At 35.6% G+C, this 18,065-nt stretch carries 20 protein-coding genes; 12 read left to right on the forward strand and 8 right to left on the reverse strand.

Annotated features, from left to right (window positions below):
* Positions 1-33: 33 nt before the first annotated feature.
* Together RA0C_RS09165 and RA0C_RS09170 are read right to left on the reverse strand one after the other, a co-directional pair.
* Positions 34-621 carry a DUF3109 family protein gene (locus RA0C_RS09165; RefSeq protein ID WP_004919630.1) on the reverse strand — a complete coding sequence of 196 codons (588 nt, stop codon included), beginning with the start codon at positions 619-621 and terminating at the stop codon, positions 34-36.
* Positions 618-1,538, reverse strand: a complete 921-nt coding sequence (locus RA0C_RS09170; RefSeq protein WP_004919628.1) for a DUF6427 family protein — start codon at positions 1,536-1,538, stop codon at positions 618-620. Before RA0C_RS09170 ends, RA0C_RS09165 begins: the two co-directional genes overlap by 4 nt.
* Positions 1,539-1,581: 43 nt before the next feature.
* On the opposite strand from RA0C_RS09170, the gene RA0C_RS09175 reads away from it, so the two are divergent.
* The 5 genes from RA0C_RS09175 (at position 1,582) to RA0C_RS09195 (ending at position 7,427) form a co-directional block, all read left to right on the forward strand.
* Entirely contained in the window at positions 1,582-1,815 is a 234-nt protein-coding gene (locus tag RA0C_RS09175; RefSeq protein ID WP_004919626.1) for a hypothetical protein, read from the forward strand.
* Between the two features lie 171 nt (positions 1,816-1,986).
* Positions 1,987-3,972, forward strand: coding sequence for a KUP/HAK/KT family potassium transporter (locus RA0C_RS09180; RefSeq protein WP_004919624.1), 1,986 nt, complete (start codon positions 1,987-1,989; stop codon positions 3,970-3,972).
* Positions 3,973-3,998: 26 nt separating this feature from the next.
* Positions 3,999-4,466, forward strand: a complete 468-nt coding sequence (locus RA0C_RS09185; protein WP_004919622.1) for a Fur family transcriptional regulator — start codon at positions 3,999-4,001, stop codon at positions 4,464-4,466.
* Positions 4,466-6,217, forward strand: coding sequence for an OstA-like protein (locus RA0C_RS09190; protein WP_004919620.1), 1,752 nt, complete (start codon positions 4,466-4,468; stop codon positions 6,215-6,217). Before RA0C_RS09185 ends, RA0C_RS09190 begins: the two co-directional genes overlap by 1 nt.
* A 28-nt stretch (positions 6,218-6,245) precedes the next feature.
* Positions 6,246-7,427 carry an aspartate aminotransferase family protein gene (locus tag RA0C_RS09195; protein WP_004919618.1) on the forward strand — a complete coding sequence of 394 codons (1,182 nt, stop codon included), beginning with the start codon at positions 6,246-6,248 and terminating at the stop codon, positions 7,425-7,427.
* Between the two features lie 51 nt (positions 7,428-7,478).
* Here the strand turns inward: RA0C_RS09195 and RA0C_RS10475 are convergent, their stop codons facing one another.
* The gene (locus RA0C_RS10475; RefSeq protein WP_004919616.1) at positions 7,479-7,622 is read right to left on the reverse strand and encodes a hypothetical protein; all 144 of its coding nucleotides are present in this window, start codon (positions 7,620-7,622) and stop codon (positions 7,479-7,481) included.
* 115 nt (positions 7,623-7,737) lie between these two features.
* Here RA0C_RS10475 and RA0C_RS09200 point away from each other — a divergent pair, with 115 nt between their 5' ends.
* Entirely contained in the window at positions 7,738-8,301 is a 564-nt protein-coding gene (locus RA0C_RS09200) for a hypothetical protein (RefSeq protein WP_004919614.1), read from the forward strand.
* 105 nt (positions 8,302-8,406) lie between these two features.
* Positions 8,407-9,141, forward strand: coding sequence for a hypothetical protein (locus RA0C_RS09205; protein WP_004919612.1), 735 nt, complete (start codon positions 8,407-8,409; stop codon positions 9,139-9,141).
* A 169-nt stretch (positions 9,142-9,310) separates the two neighbouring features.
* Here RA0C_RS09205 and RA0C_RS09210 read toward each other — a convergent pair whose 3' ends face one another.
* Both RA0C_RS09210 and nadE read right to left on the reverse strand, forming a co-directional pair.
* A complete protein-coding gene (locus RA0C_RS09210) occupies positions 9,311-10,561 on the reverse strand; it encodes an alkaline phosphatase family protein (RefSeq protein WP_014411362.1) in 1,251 nt (416 codons plus the stop codon).
* Positions 10,562-10,677: 116 nt separating this feature from the next.
* The gene (nadE, locus tag RA0C_RS09215; RefSeq protein ID WP_004919608.1) at positions 10,678-11,469 is read right to left on the reverse strand and encodes an NAD(+) synthase; all 792 of its coding nucleotides are present in this window, start codon (positions 11,467-11,469) and stop codon (positions 10,678-10,680) included.
* Positions 11,470-11,587: 118 nt separating this feature from the next.
* Between nadE and gldB the strand changes: the two genes are divergently transcribed.
* The 5 genes from gldB to cysK all read left to right on the forward strand — a co-directional run bounded on the left by gldB (position 11,588) and on the right by cysK (position 16,048).
* Entirely contained in the window at positions 11,588-12,553 is a 966-nt protein-coding gene (gene gldB / locus RA0C_RS09220; RefSeq protein WP_014411363.1) for a gliding motility lipoprotein GldB, read from the forward strand.
* 30 nt (positions 12,554-12,583) lie between these two features.
* A complete protein-coding gene (gene gldC / locus RA0C_RS09225) occupies positions 12,584-12,910 on the forward strand; it encodes a gliding motility protein GldC (RefSeq protein ID WP_004919606.1) in 327 nt (108 codons plus the stop codon).
* A gap of 20 nt (positions 12,911-12,930) precedes the next feature.
* Positions 12,931-13,479: an L-threonylcarbamoyladenylate synthase gene (locus tag RA0C_RS09230; RefSeq protein WP_004919604.1), complete on the forward strand. Its 549-nt coding sequence runs from the start codon at positions 12,931-12,933 to the stop codon at positions 13,477-13,479.
* Positions 13,480-14,263: 784 nt separating this feature from the next.
* Entirely contained in the window at positions 14,264-15,103 is an 840-nt protein-coding gene (locus tag RA0C_RS09235) for a serine O-acetyltransferase (protein ID WP_004919602.1), read from the forward strand.
* A gap of 33 nt (positions 15,104-15,136) precedes the next feature.
* Positions 15,137-16,048: a cysteine synthase A gene (cysK, locus tag RA0C_RS09240; RefSeq protein WP_004919600.1), complete on the forward strand. Its 912-nt coding sequence runs from the start codon at positions 15,137-15,139 to the stop codon at positions 16,046-16,048.
* A 150-nt stretch (positions 16,049-16,198) separates the two neighbouring features.
* Here the strand turns inward: cysK and RA0C_RS09245 are convergent, their stop codons facing one another.
* From RA0C_RS09245 to RA0C_RS09255, 3 genes are read right to left on the reverse strand one after another with little or no spacing between them, the layout of a single operon-like run.
* Entirely contained in the window at positions 16,199-17,020 is an 822-nt protein-coding gene (locus RA0C_RS09245) for a flavin reductase family protein (protein WP_004919598.1), read from the reverse strand.
* A 32-nt stretch (positions 17,021-17,052) separates the two neighbouring features.
* Positions 17,053-17,550 (reverse strand): Smr/MutS family protein, encoded by a 498-nt coding sequence (locus tag RA0C_RS09250; protein WP_004919596.1) that lies wholly within the window; start codon positions 17,548-17,550, stop codon positions 17,053-17,055.
* Positions 17,547-18,041, reverse strand: coding sequence for a metallophosphoesterase family protein (locus tag RA0C_RS09255; protein ID WP_013447147.1), 495 nt, complete (start codon positions 18,039-18,041; stop codon positions 17,547-17,549). Before RA0C_RS09255 ends, RA0C_RS09250 begins: the two co-directional genes overlap by 4 nt.
* Positions 18,042-18,065 lie beyond the last annotated feature (24 nt).

Genomic DNA, 18,065 nt, shown 5'->3' on the forward strand with positions numbered 1-18,065 from the left:
TAAGCCATATTCTTCAAAGAAGCCAAGTTTCTACTACTCACGATTACCAAAAGCACGTTCGTATTCTTCCGCAGCTTCCGTTAATGTTTGGTAAAAACCTTCCCCATACTTTCTGATTAAAGGCGTTTTTAGAAACTTATATACAGGTACTTTAAGTTCTTTTCCTAAAGCACAGGCATCACTGCATATCTTCCACTCATGATAGTTGAACGCCGTAAAAGTAGAATATTCTGTAATTCTAATAGGGTACAAATGGCAGGAGATTGGTTTTGGCCAATCGATAGCTCCTTCTTCATAAGCCTTCTCTATACCACATTTGGTGATACCATTTTCATCAAAAATAACATAAGCACAATCTCTATTATCAATCAATGGTGTTACTAAATCACCCTCAAAATCTTCTACAGAAGTTCCTTGCTCTTCTATGGCTTTAATTCCTTCTGGGCGAAGGTAGCTTTTAATTTTAGGATAAATATCTTCCAATATTTTAATTTCCGACTGTTCTAGTGGAGCCCCAGCATCGCCCTCTATACAACAAGCACCTTTACATTTGCTAAGGTTGCATACAAATTCCTCCGAGAACAAATCCTCCGAAATTAGTTTATCTTCTATCTGAATCATAAGTTTATTATTTCTTTAATATCTAAAAAAGTTCCTATTTTAAACAACACTAAACTCAAAACTACCACCCAAAGCCCTAGCTCTTGCTTCCAATATTTAGGCATAAATCTTAGTGCTCTACTCACGATGATACTTACTGGTAAGGCAATGAATAGCAGATACTCATACACTGTACCCATATATAAAAATATTGTTATAGATTGAGTAAGTGTGTATAGCAATATAAAGGTGTATTTAAACCTACTAATAGGGCTTTTCTTATTAAAATGAATAAAATGGTTGGCAACAGCATAAAACACCATCAGTAGAACAGGTAACAGAAAATACAACGGATAGTAATTCTCTTGAAGTCGAGGCGTAATTAAAGGTAGATAAGCTGGATTAAATGAATTGTTCCCAAGGAGATACATTACTCCAAAGTAAGACAATAATACTAGCATAAAACCAAAAACTAGCCTAAATATATTGAGCCCTATTTTATCTGAAGTTGCTATTAGATGGATAATTACAAAAATGGTAAATGCCCACACCGTAGGTAAAAATAAATATCCTAAAGCCAGTAATGCTCCCACAATCAGATAGTAATTTTTCTTAAAAACTTCCTCCCCAGTGGTTAAAATAAGTAATACAAATGCATTAGTGAAAAGATTAAAGGCTATCCCAATATCTAAATTCCCTTCATAAAAAGCAAATACAACGAAAGTATAAATAAAAAACGGTACGTGTCTATTATAGTTCAGTCCTATCTTATTAAATAAAAAATACCCTAAAGCAATACCCGTGAAGCTAAACAAACCAGAAAAAGCCTCTACCGTATTGAAATTTAAATCGTTAAAGCCGATTACCATAAGAAACAAAACACCTATGTAGATAGGAATGGAAAAAATTTTAATTTCATTTGAGAGTAATCTGAACATTTTTTTATAATTTTGTGCAAAGTTAATTTAAAAAAGAAAAACAATGACTTCTTTCTGGTTATTTTTAAGCGATTTATTTAAATGGTCTTTTGGATTCTATGATGCTGCTGGTAATGTTTTAAACTGGGTTTTATTCTTACTAGGTTGTGGGTTCTTCATCTACTGGTGCTATACATTAGTAGTTACTCTAGGAGGAGACAAGGATAAGGAATACCATTCTCCTACGGAAGGTAAGTTCCCTTACTACGACACTAATATTTATAAAAAGGAAGGTTAGTATTTCATTATAACGATATAAATAAACCCTGTATTGAAAAAATATGGGGTATTTTTGTTGCACTTTGTAAACTACTTCCTTTCTCTGTTTACTATAAAGAAAGTTTAAATTTTCTTTAGCCATATTGAAATTTGGCTTAATTTTGCCCTTATTTTTAATTCAAAAATTATAATGTCTACACTTAACGGAGAGCATTCTCATTTTGATACAAAAAAGCTCTCAATCATTGGAGTATTAGTCTCTTTAGGTATTGTTTTCGGAGACATAGGTACTTCTCCTCTCTATGTAATGAAAGCCATTGTTAATGCTAGAAAAGATGCTTCTATTCCTTTTGATGAATATATAGAAGGAGCTCTTTCTTGTATCATTTGGACGCTTACTATTCAAACTACTATAAAATATGTACTCGTTTCTTTAAGAGCGGATAATAAAGGAGAAGGTGGTATTTTAGCGTTATTTTCATTAGTCAAAAATCTAAAAAAAAGTTGGCTATACCTAATTGCAATACTGGGTGCTTCTGCACTGATTGCAGACGGAGTAATAACACCATCGCTTACAGTAATGTCTGCTATTGAGGGGTTGAAAATCTACAATCCCGAGACTCCAGTAGTTCCCATTACATTAGGGATATTAGTAGCAATCTTCTTTGTGCAACAATTTGGAACTTCGTTTATAGGTAAATTTTTTGGACCTGTAATGGTACTTTGGTTTTTAGCTTTGGGAGGTTTTGGTTTCTTTCGTTTAGCAGAAGACTTAGAAGTTTTAAAAGCCTTTAATCCTTACTATGCTTATAAACTTATAGCACATTCGCCTAGTGCCATTATTATCATGGGAGCGGTATTCCTTTGTACTACAGGAGCAGAAGCTCTTTACTCTGATTTGGGGCATTGTGGTGCTAAAAATATTAGAGTGAGCTGGGTATTTGTTAAAATAATGCTTATTCTCAACTATTTAGGTCAGGGAGCATGGATATTAAAATATAATCATGAAACTCTTGGCAGTCTTAACCCTTTCTTTGGAATAATGCCTGATTGGTTTGTTTTACCTTCAGTAATACTGGCTACTTTAGCAGCTATTATTGCTAGTCAAGCCCTTATTACAGGTTCTTTTACGATATTTTCAGAAGCAATGTCGCTTAACTTTTGGCCTATCCATAAAATAGATTACCCTTCTGGTGTTAAAGGACAAATGTATATTCCTAAAATTAATTGGGGACTTCTCCTTATGTGTATAGTAGTGGTACTTTACTTCAAAGAATCCGAAAAAATGGAAGCCGCTTACGGACTTTCTATCACAGTAACTATGCTTACTACTACCTTGCTACTATCTTTCTTCCTTATCAAAAAACGAGTTAATAAGTTATTGATTTTTCTATTTTTAGGCATTTATGGTACAATAGAACTAGGCTTTTTCAGTGCTAATGTGATAAAATTTCACGAGGGCGGTTGGATTACGGTAGTTCTTGCTGGTTTTATAGGTATTTGTATGTATGCTTGGTATAATGGTAGAATGATAAAAAACAGATTTATAAAATTTGTAAAACTAGAGAATTATATTTCTACGATTAGAGATTTAAAACTAGATGATAGTGTGCCTAAATATGCTACTAACCTAGCCTTCTTTAGCCGTGCTAAAAGGGAAGATGAAATAGAGTCTAAAATTATTTATTCTATAATTAGGGCTCAACCTAAGAGAGCTGATCATTATTTTATACTGAACATCATCAATCAAGAAAACCCTTATACTTTCAAATATGAAATAGATGAAGTATTACCTGGAACGATTTATAAAATCAATTTCTTATTAGGGTTTAAAATAGATAGAAGAATTAACGATTATTTCCAAGATGTGCTGGAAGATATGATGAACTCTGGAATTATCTCTGATAAGAGTAATTATCCATCGCTTAGGAGTCATAATATTCCTCCAGATATGAAGTATGTGATTATAGATAATGTCTATATAAATGACAATCTTTTCACCATAAAGGAAAAAATTACGATGAATATTTATAACTTTGTAAAAAAATTAGGTAGCAATGATTTTAAAGCCTTTGGGCTTGCCACTCATAATGTGGTGGTAGAATCTGCTCCACTTTTGTATTCAGCAGCTGGAGACAAGCGTATACAAATGGAAAATTTTAAAACAAGTAACTAAATAAATCTAGAAAATAATAGTACCTAATGGAACATCAAGAGAAAGATATAGAAATAATAAAAGACGCTCTAAAGCAGTATTTACAAGAAAACGGATTTAGAAACACGCCTGAACGCTATACTATATTAGAGGAAATTTATAAACTTGATGAACATTTTAATGTAGATGACCTCTACCTCATTATGCTCAATAAAAAGTATCATGTGAGTAAAGCCACCATCTACAATAGTATAGAAATTTTTCTAGATGCAGGGCTTATTCGTAAGCACCAGTTTGGCGAAAAATCTATGACTTCAGCTTCTTATGAGAAATCTTTCTTCGATAAACAGCACGACCATTTGGTAATCTATAAAAAGGAAGGTAGCAAAGAAATTGCAGAAATCATAGAATTTTGCGACCCTCGTATCCAAGGAATTAAAGATTCTATAGAAGAAATATTTGGCGTGAAAATAGAAAATCATTCGCTTTATTTCTACGGTCATAAAAAAGCATAATGAGGCTAATTATACTCGTACTAATGTGCTTAGGGTTTTCTGCATTGGCTCAGCAGAAAGAGAAAGCCTCTACAACACCATTGGTAAAAGATGCGTATTTTAAACCAAACCCTAATACCAAAGGTACTGTTGCAGGAAATGAAGAAAAGTTAAAGCATATTCACTCAGACTCTTTGGTTAGACGTCCTGATTTATATGAAGGTAATCCTGTATTTATTGGTAATGTAGAGTTTCAACATCAAGGCTCAGTTTTAAAGGCAGATAAGGTTGTATTTTACCAGAATGACAACTTTGTAAAAGCAATAGGTAATGTAGTGCTTACCACTGCCGAAGGCAACCGCATTACTTCCCAAGAAATGGAATACGATAGTAAAACTCAAAGAGGTATCGCAAGAAAAAATGTGGTGCTTACAGACCCTCAGCAAACCATAAAAACAGAAACACTTTATTACGACCGTTTACCCAATACAGCTTATTTTAATTCGGGTGGAACCATTTATAATGGTAAAAATACTATTTGGACGCAAGTGGGCACCTATAACATCAACACACAGACGATAGATGTTTCGGGTAATGTAAGTATTGACAACGATAAATATCGTGTAGAAGGTTCTAAAATCATTCAAAATCAAAAAACTAATATAGCAGAATTTTTAGGAGCAACAAAAGTTATCAATAAACAAAATCCTAGAAATTATGTTTATACAGAAAAGGGGCGTTACCTTATGACTTCCAAAGAGGTGTATCTCAATAAAAACTCTAGAATACATTACAATGGGAAAGTCCTCACGGGAGAAACCATGTATTATAACCAAAATACAGGCTACGGTACAGCTAAGGGAAATGTCTATTTAGATGACCCAAAAGAGAACCGATTTATCAAAGGAGGTTATGGCGAAATCTATGAGTTCAAAGATTCAGCTATGGTAACAGAAAAACCTTATGCTGTAAAGATAATGAAAGAAGACTCTATCTACTTTGGAGCAGAAAAAATATTAGCCTTCCAAAAACCAGATAGCACAGGAGTAAAAAAGAGTTACCTTAGAGCCTTTCATAAAGCTAGAATTTTTAAATCTAATTTCCAAGGTAGAGCCGATTCTCTAAGTTTCAATGAAACTGATGGTATTTTACACCTCATGGGAAAACCGATATTTTGGACAGGACAAAAACAAATCTCAGGAGATAAAATAGAGGTGTATATGAATACCCAAAAGGAAGAATTAGATTCCATCAAAGTAATAGGAAATGCTTTTGCAATTAGCAAAGCCGATTCGCTCAATAACAAAGATGAGTTCAACCAAGTGAAGGGTAATTTTATGACGGCGTTTTTTGTAGATGGAGAACTTAAACTTACCAAAGTGGTGGGCAATGCACAAGCCATTACCTATGCTGATTCTCAAGACGAAAAAACAAAACAAGTTGACCGTATTGGCATCTCGTTTTCTACTTGTGGAGCGATAGAAGCTTTGTTTGAAGAAAAAAAGGTGCAAATCATCTCGTGTAATATTGGTGCGAATACCGATGTGTATCCGATGAGTATGGTAAACAAAGAAAAACGATTTTTCCCAGATTTCAATTGGAATACCAAAGACCGACTGAAACATTGGAAAGACATTTTCCTAGACACGCCTGACTATCCTGAAACAGAGTATATTTCTGATGACAGCCTTTACCAAAAAGCTCAAGAGCTGAAACAAAAGCAAGAAGAAGCAAAAAGGAAAAACGAACCCAAAAGAAAAAAACGAAACTAATATTCACTTTTTAACCTCTCATTAGATCATGCAACAAGATTTCTTTAAGTATCAAGCTCAAACCACACCTTTTGCCTCAGGTTTTGAAGCCGAAAGAGCAGAAGGAAACTATATTTACGGAAAAGATGGCAAAGCCTATCTAGACTTTGTAGCAGGAGTATCTGCCAATACTTTGGGACATTCGCACCCAAAAATCATCAATGCAATTAAGGAACAGGCAGATAAATACCTTCATATAATGGTCTATGGAGAGTATGCACAAGAGAAACCTGTGGCATTATGTAAACTACTAGCAGAGGCTACTCCTGCACCATTGGAGGTAACCTATTTGGTTAATAGCGGAGCCGAAGCCATAGACGGAGCATTGAAACTCGCTAAAAGATACACAGGGAGAGAGGAAATCGTAGCTTTCAAAAATTCTTATCACGGTAATACCCATGGAGCATTGAGTGTTTCTGGTAATGAGGTGCATAAAAGAGAATTTCGTCCATTGTTGCCTATGGTTTCGTTCATAGAGTTTAATAATGAGACAGATTTAGACCAAATCACAGAAAAAACCGCAGGCGTTATTGTAGAAACCATACAAGGAGCGGCAGGTTTTCTAGTGCCTAGTCCTAATTATCTTATCCAACTGAAAAAAAGATGCGAAGAGGTAGGAGCTTTACTTATACTAGACGAAATACAGCCAGGTTTTGGACGAACAGGCAAACTGTTCGCATTTGAACATTTTGGCATCGTGCCAGACATTCTAGTGATGGGCAAAGGTATGGGCGGAGGCGTTCCAGTAGGAGCATTTATGAGTTCTAGGGAAATTATGCAAAGCCTTTCTCATTCGCCTAAATTGGGGCATATCACCACTTTTGGAGGTAACCCTCTGATAGCTGCGGCTAGTTATGCAACTTTAAAAGAAGTCCTAGAAAGTGAGCTAATGGAAGAAGTAGAAGAAAAAGAAGCTCTTTTTAGGCAACTATTAGTACACCCAAAAATCAAAAATATCAATGGTAAAGGGCTAATGTTAGCCGTTAATCTAGGTTCACCAGAATATACCCTCAGAGTGGCTAAAAAATGTATGGATAAAGGGCTTATTGTATTTTGGCAGCTGTACCGAAACGAATATCTGAGAATTTCGCCACCGCTTACGCTAACAAAAGAGGAAATACAGAAAGGGTGTCAAATTATACTAGAAACCTTAGACGAAGAACTATTATAACATTAGGCGTATAAGTAAATATTTGGGCGTGCCCCAAGCCGAGGCTATTCCCTAAGCTGATGGGTCGGTCTTCGGGCAGTCGCTCTTTTTTAGCCGAAGCTCTCCAGTAGCTAAGCCCAGCTTTTCTCCACCTCCGAAAAAAAAGGAGCTCCAACAATGCCCTCCGCCCTCACGCAGTAAAGCTCTAAAAATCATAAGATTTGGTCTTTAAGATTTGCTAGAGTTTGTGTATATTTGTGGGAAGTAGCGAAATCCGTTTCGCTATATTGGCTCAACGGCTTTGCAAATACTTCAAATATTTCTTCAAAATATGAATATTGAAATCCTTACGATAATACCAACTTCTGGTCAATTTGAAGAGGTTCATTTTGGTGAAAACTTTAATTATTCTTTATGGGTTGATTTTAATATTTCTAGAGAAAACCATTGGGTAGGTTGCTTTTCAAGGGAATATGAAAATGGATTAGATAAAGTTTTATACAATGATAATAATAAGACTTGTTGTGTAATTGCTGGAGGAAAATGTTATCTACTAAACTTTGAAAATAAAAACTTAATGTTTGAAACGGATGAATATCCAATTGTACAAAGTTTGGTACAAACATCAGAATACTATTTCTTTGGGAGTTTTTATAGTGTTTATATTTTAGATAAAAATGGATTAATTAAGGAAATTGAACCTGATATAATGGTGGACGGAATTTATCTAGAATATCAAAAAAGAGGTAAAATAATAGGTAAAGTTGACTCTGCTGAAAATCAATATAAAAAACCTTTAGATATTTCTATAGATATTGAGAAATTAGAATTTGATCCTTATATTGAAATTGAAAAGCCAAAATTTAATTTGCTAAAAAGAATCTTCAGAAAATAAAAAAGACCAACATACTATTTGTAAAAGGCGGATTTTAGGAAGTGATAGAAAAATTAGTAATATTCAATTGTTGGAGAATAAAAATAACATAAAAATTAGTTAATAATGAAAAAAATATTATTGGGAATTTGCATGATTCTAATCTGTTTAATGTCATTTGCACAATCATTTGAGGGAAGATTAGTATACAAAGTTGAATTTGATATTCAAACGGAAAAATTTGGAAATATTGAAATTAAAAAGGAACAAGTAATTGAAAAAATGAAAAAAGATGATGATTACTTTGATTTATTTACAGTAACTATAAAAAATGGAAACTATATAAAAGAGGATAATTCAAATAATAGAAAAAGAATTGTTTACAAAGCCGATTTAAATAAAATATATACTTTTCAAAAAGATTTTGATCATGTTGTCATAACAGATGCTAAAAATTATCATGGGATGAATCTAAACTTGAAAGAACCTAAAATTGAGAAAATTGATTCTTTAAAAGTTATCAATGGTAATAATTGTAACTTAATTAAGTTAACTTGGGGCAAACTTGGTGAAGAGTATTACTTTTATAATTCAGAGATTGCAAAGTTAGATTCGGGAAATTTCAAAAATCATAACTACGAATATTTTAATGCAATTGTTGATATTTCAAAGTCTTATCCATTAGAAATAGTAAAAAAAGTAAGTGACTTTATTTCAATAAGAATGACTCTACTAGCTATAGAGGAAGTTAAAATAGACGACTCTTTATTTGAATTACCAAAGTTTGAAAAAGCCGAAAAAGAATATGCAGAAATAATGTTAAAAATTACAGGTTCTGAAGTTATGAAAATAAAAGATTAGTATTGAAAAAGCTGATTTAAAATAGATTTTTGAGAAAGGTATTGGGTAACATTTAACTAACTGTGTGAGTTGAAAAGTGTAGAAGTATAAAATCTGAGTTTATTTATAATATAATTTAGTATCAAATTGTATATAGATTTCTAAAAAATAACAATCTTCACGCTCTCAATTACTTCAGCACTTTTCTAATCAAAGTTTTTTTACCATCAATTTGCTCTAAAGGTTTTAAGCCCAAAATTTCTAAAATAAAAGGGTAAACATCTACATTTCTAAATTCCGAAATCTCTTTGTTTGATTGAAACTGAACTCCATTAGCAATGAACATCGCATTCATATCCTTTACCCAATAAGGGTTGTAGCCGTGTTTTCCTAAAGTGGTTTTTTGACCTTGTTCTAAAAATATTTTTGGAGCTTTGGGCAGAAGGTAAATATCTCCCATTCTGTTAAAACGGTCATCACGAGTAGCATAATGCAATTTTTGGGGTAGTCGTTTGGCTAAAACCACCTTGTACTCTGGAGTAGCCTCTTGTTTTAGTTTCTTATAAGTTGCGTTAATATTATGTTTGTCTAAAACAGAAATTCTGACTAATGTTTGAGAATTAACATATCGGTATTGATTTTTATCCTTCAAAAAAGAGGGTATTTCTAAAGGGTTTTTAATATCTACATTCGTCATTCCGTGGTCCGACACAAACACGAAATTCACATTTGGTAGATTTAGTTCTTTTACGCGTTGTACCAGTTCGCCAATGCTTTTATCTACTAGTTGTACGGCATCTCGTGTTTCAGGAGTTTCTGTTCCGTAGATGTGCCCTGCGTGGTCAACTTCGGGATAGTATAGTGTGATAAAATGCGGACGAATTTCTTCAGGTAGTTTTAGCCAATCTATAATTTGATTTACTTTTTCTTTGGGTGTTACTTTTCCGCTATATTTGTAAGCATAGGTAGATCTTACACCACCAGCATCGCCATCACTTGCAACCCACATCATTGTGGCAGAAAGCATACCGCTTCGTTCCGCTACGCCCCAAATAGGATAACCTCCTAACCAAGAGCCATCACGAATGTTTTTGGGATTTCCGAAATAGAAAGCCTTTTTTCTTTTTTCATCATAGAAATGATTATCCACCATACCGTGGTGCGAAGGATACAATCCCGTAACTAAAGTATAGTGGTTGGGACCTGTAATAGAAGGATAAGAGGGTATCATAGCTTTGGCACGAACGCCACTTTTACCAAGGGTGATGATGTTTTCGGCATTATATTTTTCGGGGTAGTCGTGGCGAAACCCATCGGCAGAAATCAAAATAACATAAGGCTGTTTCATTGCCCATTCGGTATTTTTTCTGTGAGGCTGTACGATTTTTAAACTATCATTTTGTGCAAAACAGAATACAGAAAACAGAATGGCAATAAGCAAATTCAGTTTCCTAGGACTGTATGGAAAGATTAGTTTATCCTTCGTAAAATTTAATCGATGAATTGTAAGCATTTTATGAAAATATAGTATCCTTTTGTGTTTTTACTTTTACAATATTATCTCCATTCTTCAGGAATATCACATATAGGGATTGGGCTCATTTTGTGTTGAGCTGCTTTGTGCATTCGGTCAAAGATGGTATAGACTTCACGGTCTCTTCCTGTATAATCTTCTAGAGTTTTGGTAGGATATTCTTTCTGTATTTTTTCAAGTTCTGGGTAGGTAGCTCCTATTTGTTGTTCATCGGTTCTGTCTGTATCCCAAAGCCCATCGGTAGGAATTGCCTCTTGGATACTTTTTACTAGATTCAAGGCTTTAGAAAGGTGGTAAACCTCCGTTTTGTAAAGGTCAGCGATTGGAGAAACATCTACGCCGCCATCGCCATATTTGGTGTAGAAACCAATCCCAAAATCCTCCACCTTGTTGCCTGTGCCACATACGAGGAGTCCGTTAATTTGTCCGTAATAGTAGAGCGTAAGCATTCTTAATCTACTTCTGGTGTTAGCAAACGCTAATTTTTCGTTAGGGTAGAGGTCATCTTGGACATTAAAGGTCTTATAAAGCTCTTCAAAGGCAGGTGTGAGGTTTACACTCATTGCTTCCACATTATCAGGAAAGCGTTTTTTGAGGTCTTCCATATGTTCCCACGCACGGCTCACTTGGTCTTGCTGTTGTCTAATGGGCATTTCTAGTAGTAAGGTTTTCAGTCCGGTCATCGCACATAGTGTAGAAACTACTCCAGAATCTACACCGCCAGAAACTCCTACTACATAACCTTTTACATTAGCTTTTTGGGCATAATCTTTTAACCAATTTACAATGTGTTGAATTACTTTATCTGTTTGCATAGCTTTTTGTGGTATTTAAAATTAGAAGCGTAAAAATACAGAAGTTTTTGGATTATGGACTAAAATAAGCGTTTAAAAATGATTACTTTTGCGACTTAGAAAAATCTTTAGAACAATGATGAAGCACATTAGCTGGTTAATCCTATTACTTGGAGTGTTAGTTTCTTGCCAAAAGGAAGACAAAGGCTGGAATATAGACCTCAAAGCACCTTTACCTAAGGTAAAAATCGTAGACATTTCTCATCAGTTTTACGATGAAAATTACCCTTTGGAAGATTTTAAGAAGGAATACCCATGGTTTCAAGGGACGGTTTCTGATGAAGATTTTATGCTAAGAAGAAAAGACACCTTGGAAATAAACATCTACAAAGAAGCCCTAAAAAAAGTGAATGTGCCGGAGTTAGAAAAAGGTTTGAGCGAACTCTTTGCACGCGTGCAGTACTATTTTCCTCAATTCAAAACGCCTGTAGTTTACCTTTATTCTTCTGCTGTGCAAGACGTGGAAGTTCCCGTCTTTTATCACGCCGAAAAAAATTGGCTCTTTATAGATATTGCCGCCTTTATGGGGGAGGGCAACCACTATTATAGAGGGGTTAATCAGTATTTGCAAGTTTCTATGAACCCTCAAAACTTATTACCTAAAGCCGCTTTGGCGTTGTCTGAACATATCGTGCCGATGGATAGGAGCGAACAAAAATTCATAGACAAAATGATGTACGAAGGAAAACTAATGCTTTTACAAGACGCTCTGTTACCCAACACAGCCGATTATTTAAAGATAGGCTACACGCCTAAACAATACGAGTGGGCGACTCAAAACAAAAGTAACATTTGGAACTTTTTCGTAGAAAACGATTTATTGTTTAGTGATGATATGCAGCTTTCGGGGAGATTTTTAGCACCCGCACCATTCTCTAAGTTTTATACAGAAGTAGATAACGAGTCTTCGCCTAGAGTGGGCGTTTATACAGGGTGGGAGATTGGCAGGAAGTTCTTTAAAGAAAAGCCAGAAACACCACTTCCTCAATTTTTGAGTATGAAGGGCGAGGAGATTTTTAACCAATCCAAATATCAAGGTAAGTAGTATACAATTAAAAAAAATTAAAGATAGATTATGAGAAAAACACAGATAACAGTAAATGTAGAGCTAGACGAGAACCATATTCCAGAGAAAATGACTTGGCACGCTCAAGATGGCGGGATAGAAGCTCAAGAAACCAAAGCCACAATGATTTCTGTTTGGGACGACAAAACGATGGAAGCACTTAGGATAGACCTTTGGACTAAAGATATGCCTGTAGACCATATGAAACGTTTTTTCCACCAGATATTAGTTTCTTTGGGGCACACTTACCAAAGGGCTACAGGGGAAGACGATGTTGCCCAATGGCTAGAAGAGAAGGCGGAAGAATTTGCGGTAAAATCAGCCATTAAAATGTAGTGTTTTAAAAAATTAACCCAATGCAAGAGATAGTAGAAGTTTTAAAGTCTGGGGGAACAGTGCTTTACCCTACGGATACCATTTGGGGGCTAGGTTGCGATGCCACAAACCCAGAAGCCATACAAAAGATTTACAAAATCAAAAAAAGAGAGCCACATAAATCCCTAATTATTTTGGTAGATACCGAAAAAAGGCTGCAAGATTTAGTAGAAGTACCAGAAATGGCGTGGGAAATTATAGACCTTAGCGAAAAACCCGTTACGATAATCTACGATGCTCCCAAAGGCTTACCCAAAGAACTCTTGGCAGAGGACGGCAGCATAGGAATTAGGCTCGTAAAAGACGCTTTTTGTCAAAAACTTATTGGCAAGCTCAATGCTCCGCTGGTTTCCACATCGGCGAACTTTAGTGGCGACAAAAGTCCCAAGCAATTTTCGGATATTAGTCCCAAACTCATAGACGCTGTAGATTTTGTAGTAGAAGAACAAAAGGATAAAGTATCCCAATGGGCAGGGTCTTCGGTCATTAGAATATGGAAAGACAACAGAATAAAAGTCTTGAGAGAGTAAGCCATTTACAATAATTAAAAAAATCCCGAAAATCCCTCAATCGCTTCTAAAAAAACATAATAAAGTCTTATAAGTGTCCTTTTTCAATCCCAAAACGCCAACCTTTGGGCGTTAATAAAAAATAATGCTTCAATTTTTAACCTAAAAGTACCTTAGGCGATAGAAAAAATATCGGTAGGGATAAAAAAAAGTCGTGTAGGAACACAAAAATGGTCTGTAGGAATACAAAAACGGCTTTGAGGAATAGAAGAATGGCAGTGAGGAACACAAAAATGGTTTGTAGGGATACAAAAACGACGGTGAGGAATAGAAGAATGGCAGTGAGGAACACAAAAATGGCTTGTAGGAATACAAAAACGGCTTTGAGGAATAGAAGAATGAACAGTTTTTGTCTATAAAATTGATAATAATTCAAAAAAATAATTTGTAGGAAGATAAAAACCACTCGTATAAGTAGAAAAAACAGAAAATAAAAAGGGCTATCGTTGTTCCAAAAAAGTTTTAAAGCATAAGATTCTATATCAATTTTAGCTTTTTCTCACTATAATATTAAAAAAATACGCTCCAAAATTTTTTTTACAAAATTAAAATTCTATATTTGTCCCATCATTAGAGAAAGTATGATTTTAACAAACCAAATAGCGAAAAGTATGTGCTACACTGCAAGTTTAGATAGGCAGTGTGTGCGTTTCGTTGTATAGTTGAGTAAGATATAACATAGAATTATTAGAAAGTCACTGCCAAAATAGGTAGTGGCTTTTTTTTTAATGGAAAAATAAAAATTATGGATACTAGCAATAGTCGGTTGGTAGAGATACTCTACTCACAAAGTAGGCAGATAAAACATTACGTAAACAAACAACGTATCGAAGATTTTGCAGAGCGTATATTTCGCTTTTTATTTCTTACGGAAGAAGATATATGCTTCTCAAGGCTAAGCCTTGAAGCCCATTATGGGCAATTAAAAAACGAATTTGAAGCCATTATTACAGCCTTTTGTGGAGAAAAAGAAAGGAATATAGAGGTAGAACATTTTTTTGAAGAAATATTACCAGAGGTTTACCAAAAATTGATGAAAGATGCCCATTATTTTGCTTCTAACGACCCCGCAGCGACTTCCGTTAGAGAAGTACAGGTTACCTATCCTGGTTTTTTTGCCATAGCAATATACCGTTTGGCTCGTGAGCTGTGGCTGCAAGGAGTCCCGTTACTACCTCGTATCTTAACCGAATATGCACACAGCCGTACGGGGATAGACATTCACCCTGGAGCCCAAATAGGAGAGAATTTTATGATTGACCACGGCACAGGAATCGTAATAGGAGAAACCACCATCATAGGGAACAGGGTTAAGATATACCAAGGCGTAACATTGGGGGCGCTTTCCGTTTCCCTTGATAAGGCGAACACCAAAAGGCACCCCACGATTGAAGATGAAGTAGTCATCTATTCGGGGGCTACCATACTCGGTGGCGATACTGTTGTGGGGCATCATAGTATTGTGGGAGGCAACGTATGGCTTACCCACAGTATTGAACCCTACACCAAAGTCTTTCATAAAAGCCAAATTATCGTAAAAGGCATTGAGGTAGTAGAAACCCCTATCATTAACTATGTAATATAAATACTAATAAATCACCTTAAAATAAATACAATTATGGCGTACACAAACATTCTTCAGACGATTGGGAATACACCCGAAGTCAAAATCAACCGTTTATTCGGGGAACACTCAAGTGTCTACATCAAACTGGAGCGAAATAACCCTGGAGGAAGCATCAAAGACCGTATCGCTCTAGCGATGATTGAAGATGCAGAGAGTAAAGGTATCATTACCAAAGACACCATTATCGTAGAACCAACCTCTGGGAATACAGGGGTAGGGCTGGCGTTGGTAGCTGCAGTAAAAGGCTATAAACTGATATTAGTAATGCCTGAATCTATGAGTATTGAGCGTCGTCGTCTAATGGCGGCATACGGGGCAGAGCTAGTGCTAACCCCTAAAGAAAAAGGAATGTCTGGAGCTATTGCAAAGGCGAAAGAATTGGCAGACGAGAATCCCAATTATTGGATACCACAGCAATTCCAAAACCCAGCAAATCCATTAGTTCATACCAAAACAACAGCTCAAGAGATACTAAAATCTTTTCCAGAAGGACTAGATTTCTTGGTTACGGGAGTGGGTACTGGAGGGCATATATCAGGTGTGTCAAAAGTATTAAAAGAGCATTTCCCTAGCCTAAAAGTATATGCTGTAGAACCCGAAGCATCTCCCGTACTTAGTGGAGGGCAGCCAGGACCGCACCCTATACAAGGCATTGGCGCTGGATTTGTGCCAGATACTTATCAAGGGCAATATGTAGATGAAGTTCTAAAAATTTCTAAAGAAGAAGCATTTCATTATGCCCAGCAGTTAGCAAAATTAGAAGGAATATTAGGAGGTATATCTACAGGAGCGTCTTTGGCAGCTGTTGCACAACTACTTAAGTCAGTTCCTAAAGAAAGTAGAATATTAACCTTTAATTATGATACAGGAGAGCGTTATTGGTCTGTTGAAGGCTTATTTTAGCTGATGTTGTAATACGAAGTTAAAAAAATAAACAGAACAATTAGGATTGAGTAATCAGTTTAATTGTATTAAAAAGCCACTTTAATAGATAAGTGGCTTTTTATTTTCTCAAAATACAATGATTTTATTAAGTATTATAGCTTTTTTACCTTAATAGACTAAACACTGCCACGCTTCTTCTATTTTTGCTTCGGTAAGTAGGCGTTGAGCCTTTAGATGAGTGGCTTCATCATCGGTATAGCTGCCTTTGGGCAGTCGTTCCACATTAGCGAGCATTCCCAAATCATTCCCTGTAAATACTTTACTGTTTTTTATTTCACAAGGCAGTTGGTCTATGCCAATCCCTTTAGTTACTAGGGGTTTTGGGACTTCAAACAGGTTGTCCGCATTGTTTCTAGAATACCAGTTACCCCCCAGTCTTGCCACAAGGTCTAGTTTGGCTTGGTCTAGTGTGCCATTTTCGTTCAGATATTCCTCTCGGATATGTATTTTAACTACTTCCGAAATCACTAAGTTCCCCGCACCACCTTCTGTGCCTAGAGGTTTTACTTCTAAGACCTTACATTCTAGGTTTACGGGGCATTCTTCTATGAGTTTGGGGGCAATTAGGTCGGCATCTTTCATTGTAAACCCCGCTTTCACAAATTCATTGATGCTTTTATCGTATTCCGTAGAAGAAAGAGACATTTGTTGCACGATGGGGTAGTTTACGATACCGATATTAACTTCAGGAACTTGTAACACATTCTCCAAAGTATCTTTAGTGCTGTTATCTCTCATCCTTCTAGAAGGAGAAAAAATCACAATGGGCGGATTACAGCTAAAAAGATTAAAGAAACTGAAAGGTGAGAGGTTAATATTGCCTTCTTGGTCTATGGTAGAAGCTAAAGCAATAGGTCTAGGAGCAATGGCGTGTTGCAGTAGCATCTGAACCTCAAATGGAGGAAGTTCTTTTGGGTTGATAGTTTTCATTTACTTTGATTTAAAGCGTAAAAATACAAACTCTAAATGAAATTAACCATAACCGCCCCCGATTGATGATAGAAAAAATCGCTTTCTTCAAATTCAATATTAGTTTTGCTTTTAAGGGTATCAAAGACCAACTTTTGCAAAACGCCATCTCCAATGCCGTGGATTATTTCTAGCTTTTTTATTTTATTGAATTTACAAAAATCAAGTGTTTCCTCCAGTTTTTGTTTTTGAATAAATAGCCGTTCAAAACTATCGTAATGGTCAGGGTTATTTACCAACTGGTCAAAATGAAGGTCTAATATCAAGTGCTGATTTTTCTTTCTAGGAGGTCTAGAGGTTTGATTGGCTTCTGGTTTTCGTACAATGGGTGTTTGTTCGTATAGAGAAGCATCTCTTAAAGTGAGTAGATGCTTAGGATAGCGGTGGGTAAAATGGTATTCGTCTCGGAAAACCACTTCATTGCCGTGTATAGAAGTAACGATGCCCCACAAGTCATCATCAATTACAGAAACGTTATCTCCTATTTTCATCTTTTACCGAGTTCTATCACTTCCAAATCTTTGATTTCTGCTCCATCAATCTTAAAACGCATCATAGTTCGCACTTGGTGCCACCCTTGAGTACCTGTTGCTCCAGGGTTGAGGTGTAGGAGTTGATGCTTTTGGTCGTACATTGCTTTTAGAATATGTGAGTGCCCACTAATGAACAGTTGAGGTGTTTTTTCTAGAATTTCTTTTCTTGCTAGAGGGCTATATTTGTTGGGGTAACCACCAATGTGAATCATCAGAACTTCTACTTCTTCACATTTAAATCTTAATACTTCAGGGAAAATCTTTCTTATTTCGGTACCATCTATGTTGCCATAAACGCCCTTTAGAGGTTTTATTTTTTCTAGAGTTTCCACCACTTCCATATTTCCAAAATCGCCACAATGCCAAATTTCATCTGCATTTTTAGCATAGTCTAAAATACGCTGGTCAAGGTAAGAATGTGTATCCGAAAGAAGTAATATCTGTTTCACGGGGCTAATTTATAAGATTTCTTT

Origin of the sequence: Riemerella anatipestifer ATCC 11845 = DSM 15868 (assembly GCF_000252855.1) — a bacterium.
Classification (GTDB): Bacteria; Bacteroidota; Bacteroidia; order Flavobacteriales; family Weeksellaceae; genus Riemerella; species Riemerella anatipestifera.

Excerpts from the sequence above, each read along its gene's own strand:
- RA0C_RS09165 (WP_004919630.1), bottom strand. The coding sequence starts at position 621 with ATGATTCAGATAGAAGATAAACTAATTTCGGAGGATTTGTTCTCGGAG.
- RA0C_RS09170 (WP_004919628.1), bottom strand. The coding sequence starts at position 1,538 with ATGTTCAGATTACTCTCAAATGAAATTAAAATTTTTTCCATTCCTATC.
- RA0C_RS09175 (WP_004919626.1), top strand. The coding sequence starts at position 1,582 with ATGACTTCTTTCTGGTTATTTTTAAGCGATTTATTTAAATGGTCTTTT.
- RA0C_RS09180 (WP_004919624.1), top strand. The coding sequence starts at position 1,987 with ATGTCTACACTTAACGGAGAGCATTCTCATTTTGATACAAAAAAGCTC.
- RA0C_RS09185 (WP_004919622.1), top strand. The coding sequence starts at position 3,999 with ATGGAACATCAAGAGAAAGATATAGAAATAATAAAAGACGCTCTAAAG.
- RA0C_RS09190 (WP_004919620.1), top strand. The coding sequence starts at position 4,466 with ATGAGGCTAATTATACTCGTACTAATGTGCTTAGGGTTTTCTGCATTG.
- RA0C_RS09195 (WP_004919618.1), top strand. The coding sequence starts at position 6,246 with ATGCAACAAGATTTCTTTAAGTATCAAGCTCAAACCACACCTTTTGCC.
- RA0C_RS10475 (WP_004919616.1), bottom strand. The coding sequence starts at position 7,622 with ATGATTTTTAGAGCTTTACTGCGTGAGGGCGGAGGGCATTGTTGGAGC.
- RA0C_RS09200 (WP_004919614.1), top strand. The coding sequence starts at position 7,738 with ATGAATATTGAAATCCTTACGATAATACCAACTTCTGGTCAATTTGAA.
- RA0C_RS09205 (WP_004919612.1), top strand. The coding sequence starts at position 8,407 with ATGAAAAAAATATTATTGGGAATTTGCATGATTCTAATCTGTTTAATG.
- nadE (WP_004919608.1), bottom strand. The coding sequence starts at position 11,469 with ATGCAAACAGATAAAGTAATTCAACACATTGTAAATTGGTTAAAAGAT.
- gldB (WP_014411363.1), top strand. The coding sequence starts at position 11,588 with ATGAAGCACATTAGCTGGTTAATCCTATTACTTGGAGTGTTAGTTTCT.
- gldC (WP_004919606.1), top strand. The coding sequence starts at position 12,584 with ATGAGAAAAACACAGATAACAGTAAATGTAGAGCTAGACGAGAACCAT.
- RA0C_RS09230 (WP_004919604.1), top strand. The coding sequence starts at position 12,931 with ATGCAAGAGATAGTAGAAGTTTTAAAGTCTGGGGGAACAGTGCTTTAC.
- RA0C_RS09235 (WP_004919602.1), top strand. The coding sequence starts at position 14,264 with ATGGATACTAGCAATAGTCGGTTGGTAGAGATACTCTACTCACAAAGT.
- cysK (WP_004919600.1), top strand. The coding sequence starts at position 15,137 with ATGGCGTACACAAACATTCTTCAGACGATTGGGAATACACCCGAAGTC.
- RA0C_RS09245 (WP_004919598.1), bottom strand. The coding sequence starts at position 17,020 with ATGAAAACTATCAACCCAAAAGAACTTCCTCCATTTGAGGTTCAGATG.
- RA0C_RS09250 (WP_004919596.1), bottom strand. The coding sequence starts at position 17,550 with ATGAAAATAGGAGATAACGTTTCTGTAATTGATGATGACTTGTGGGGC.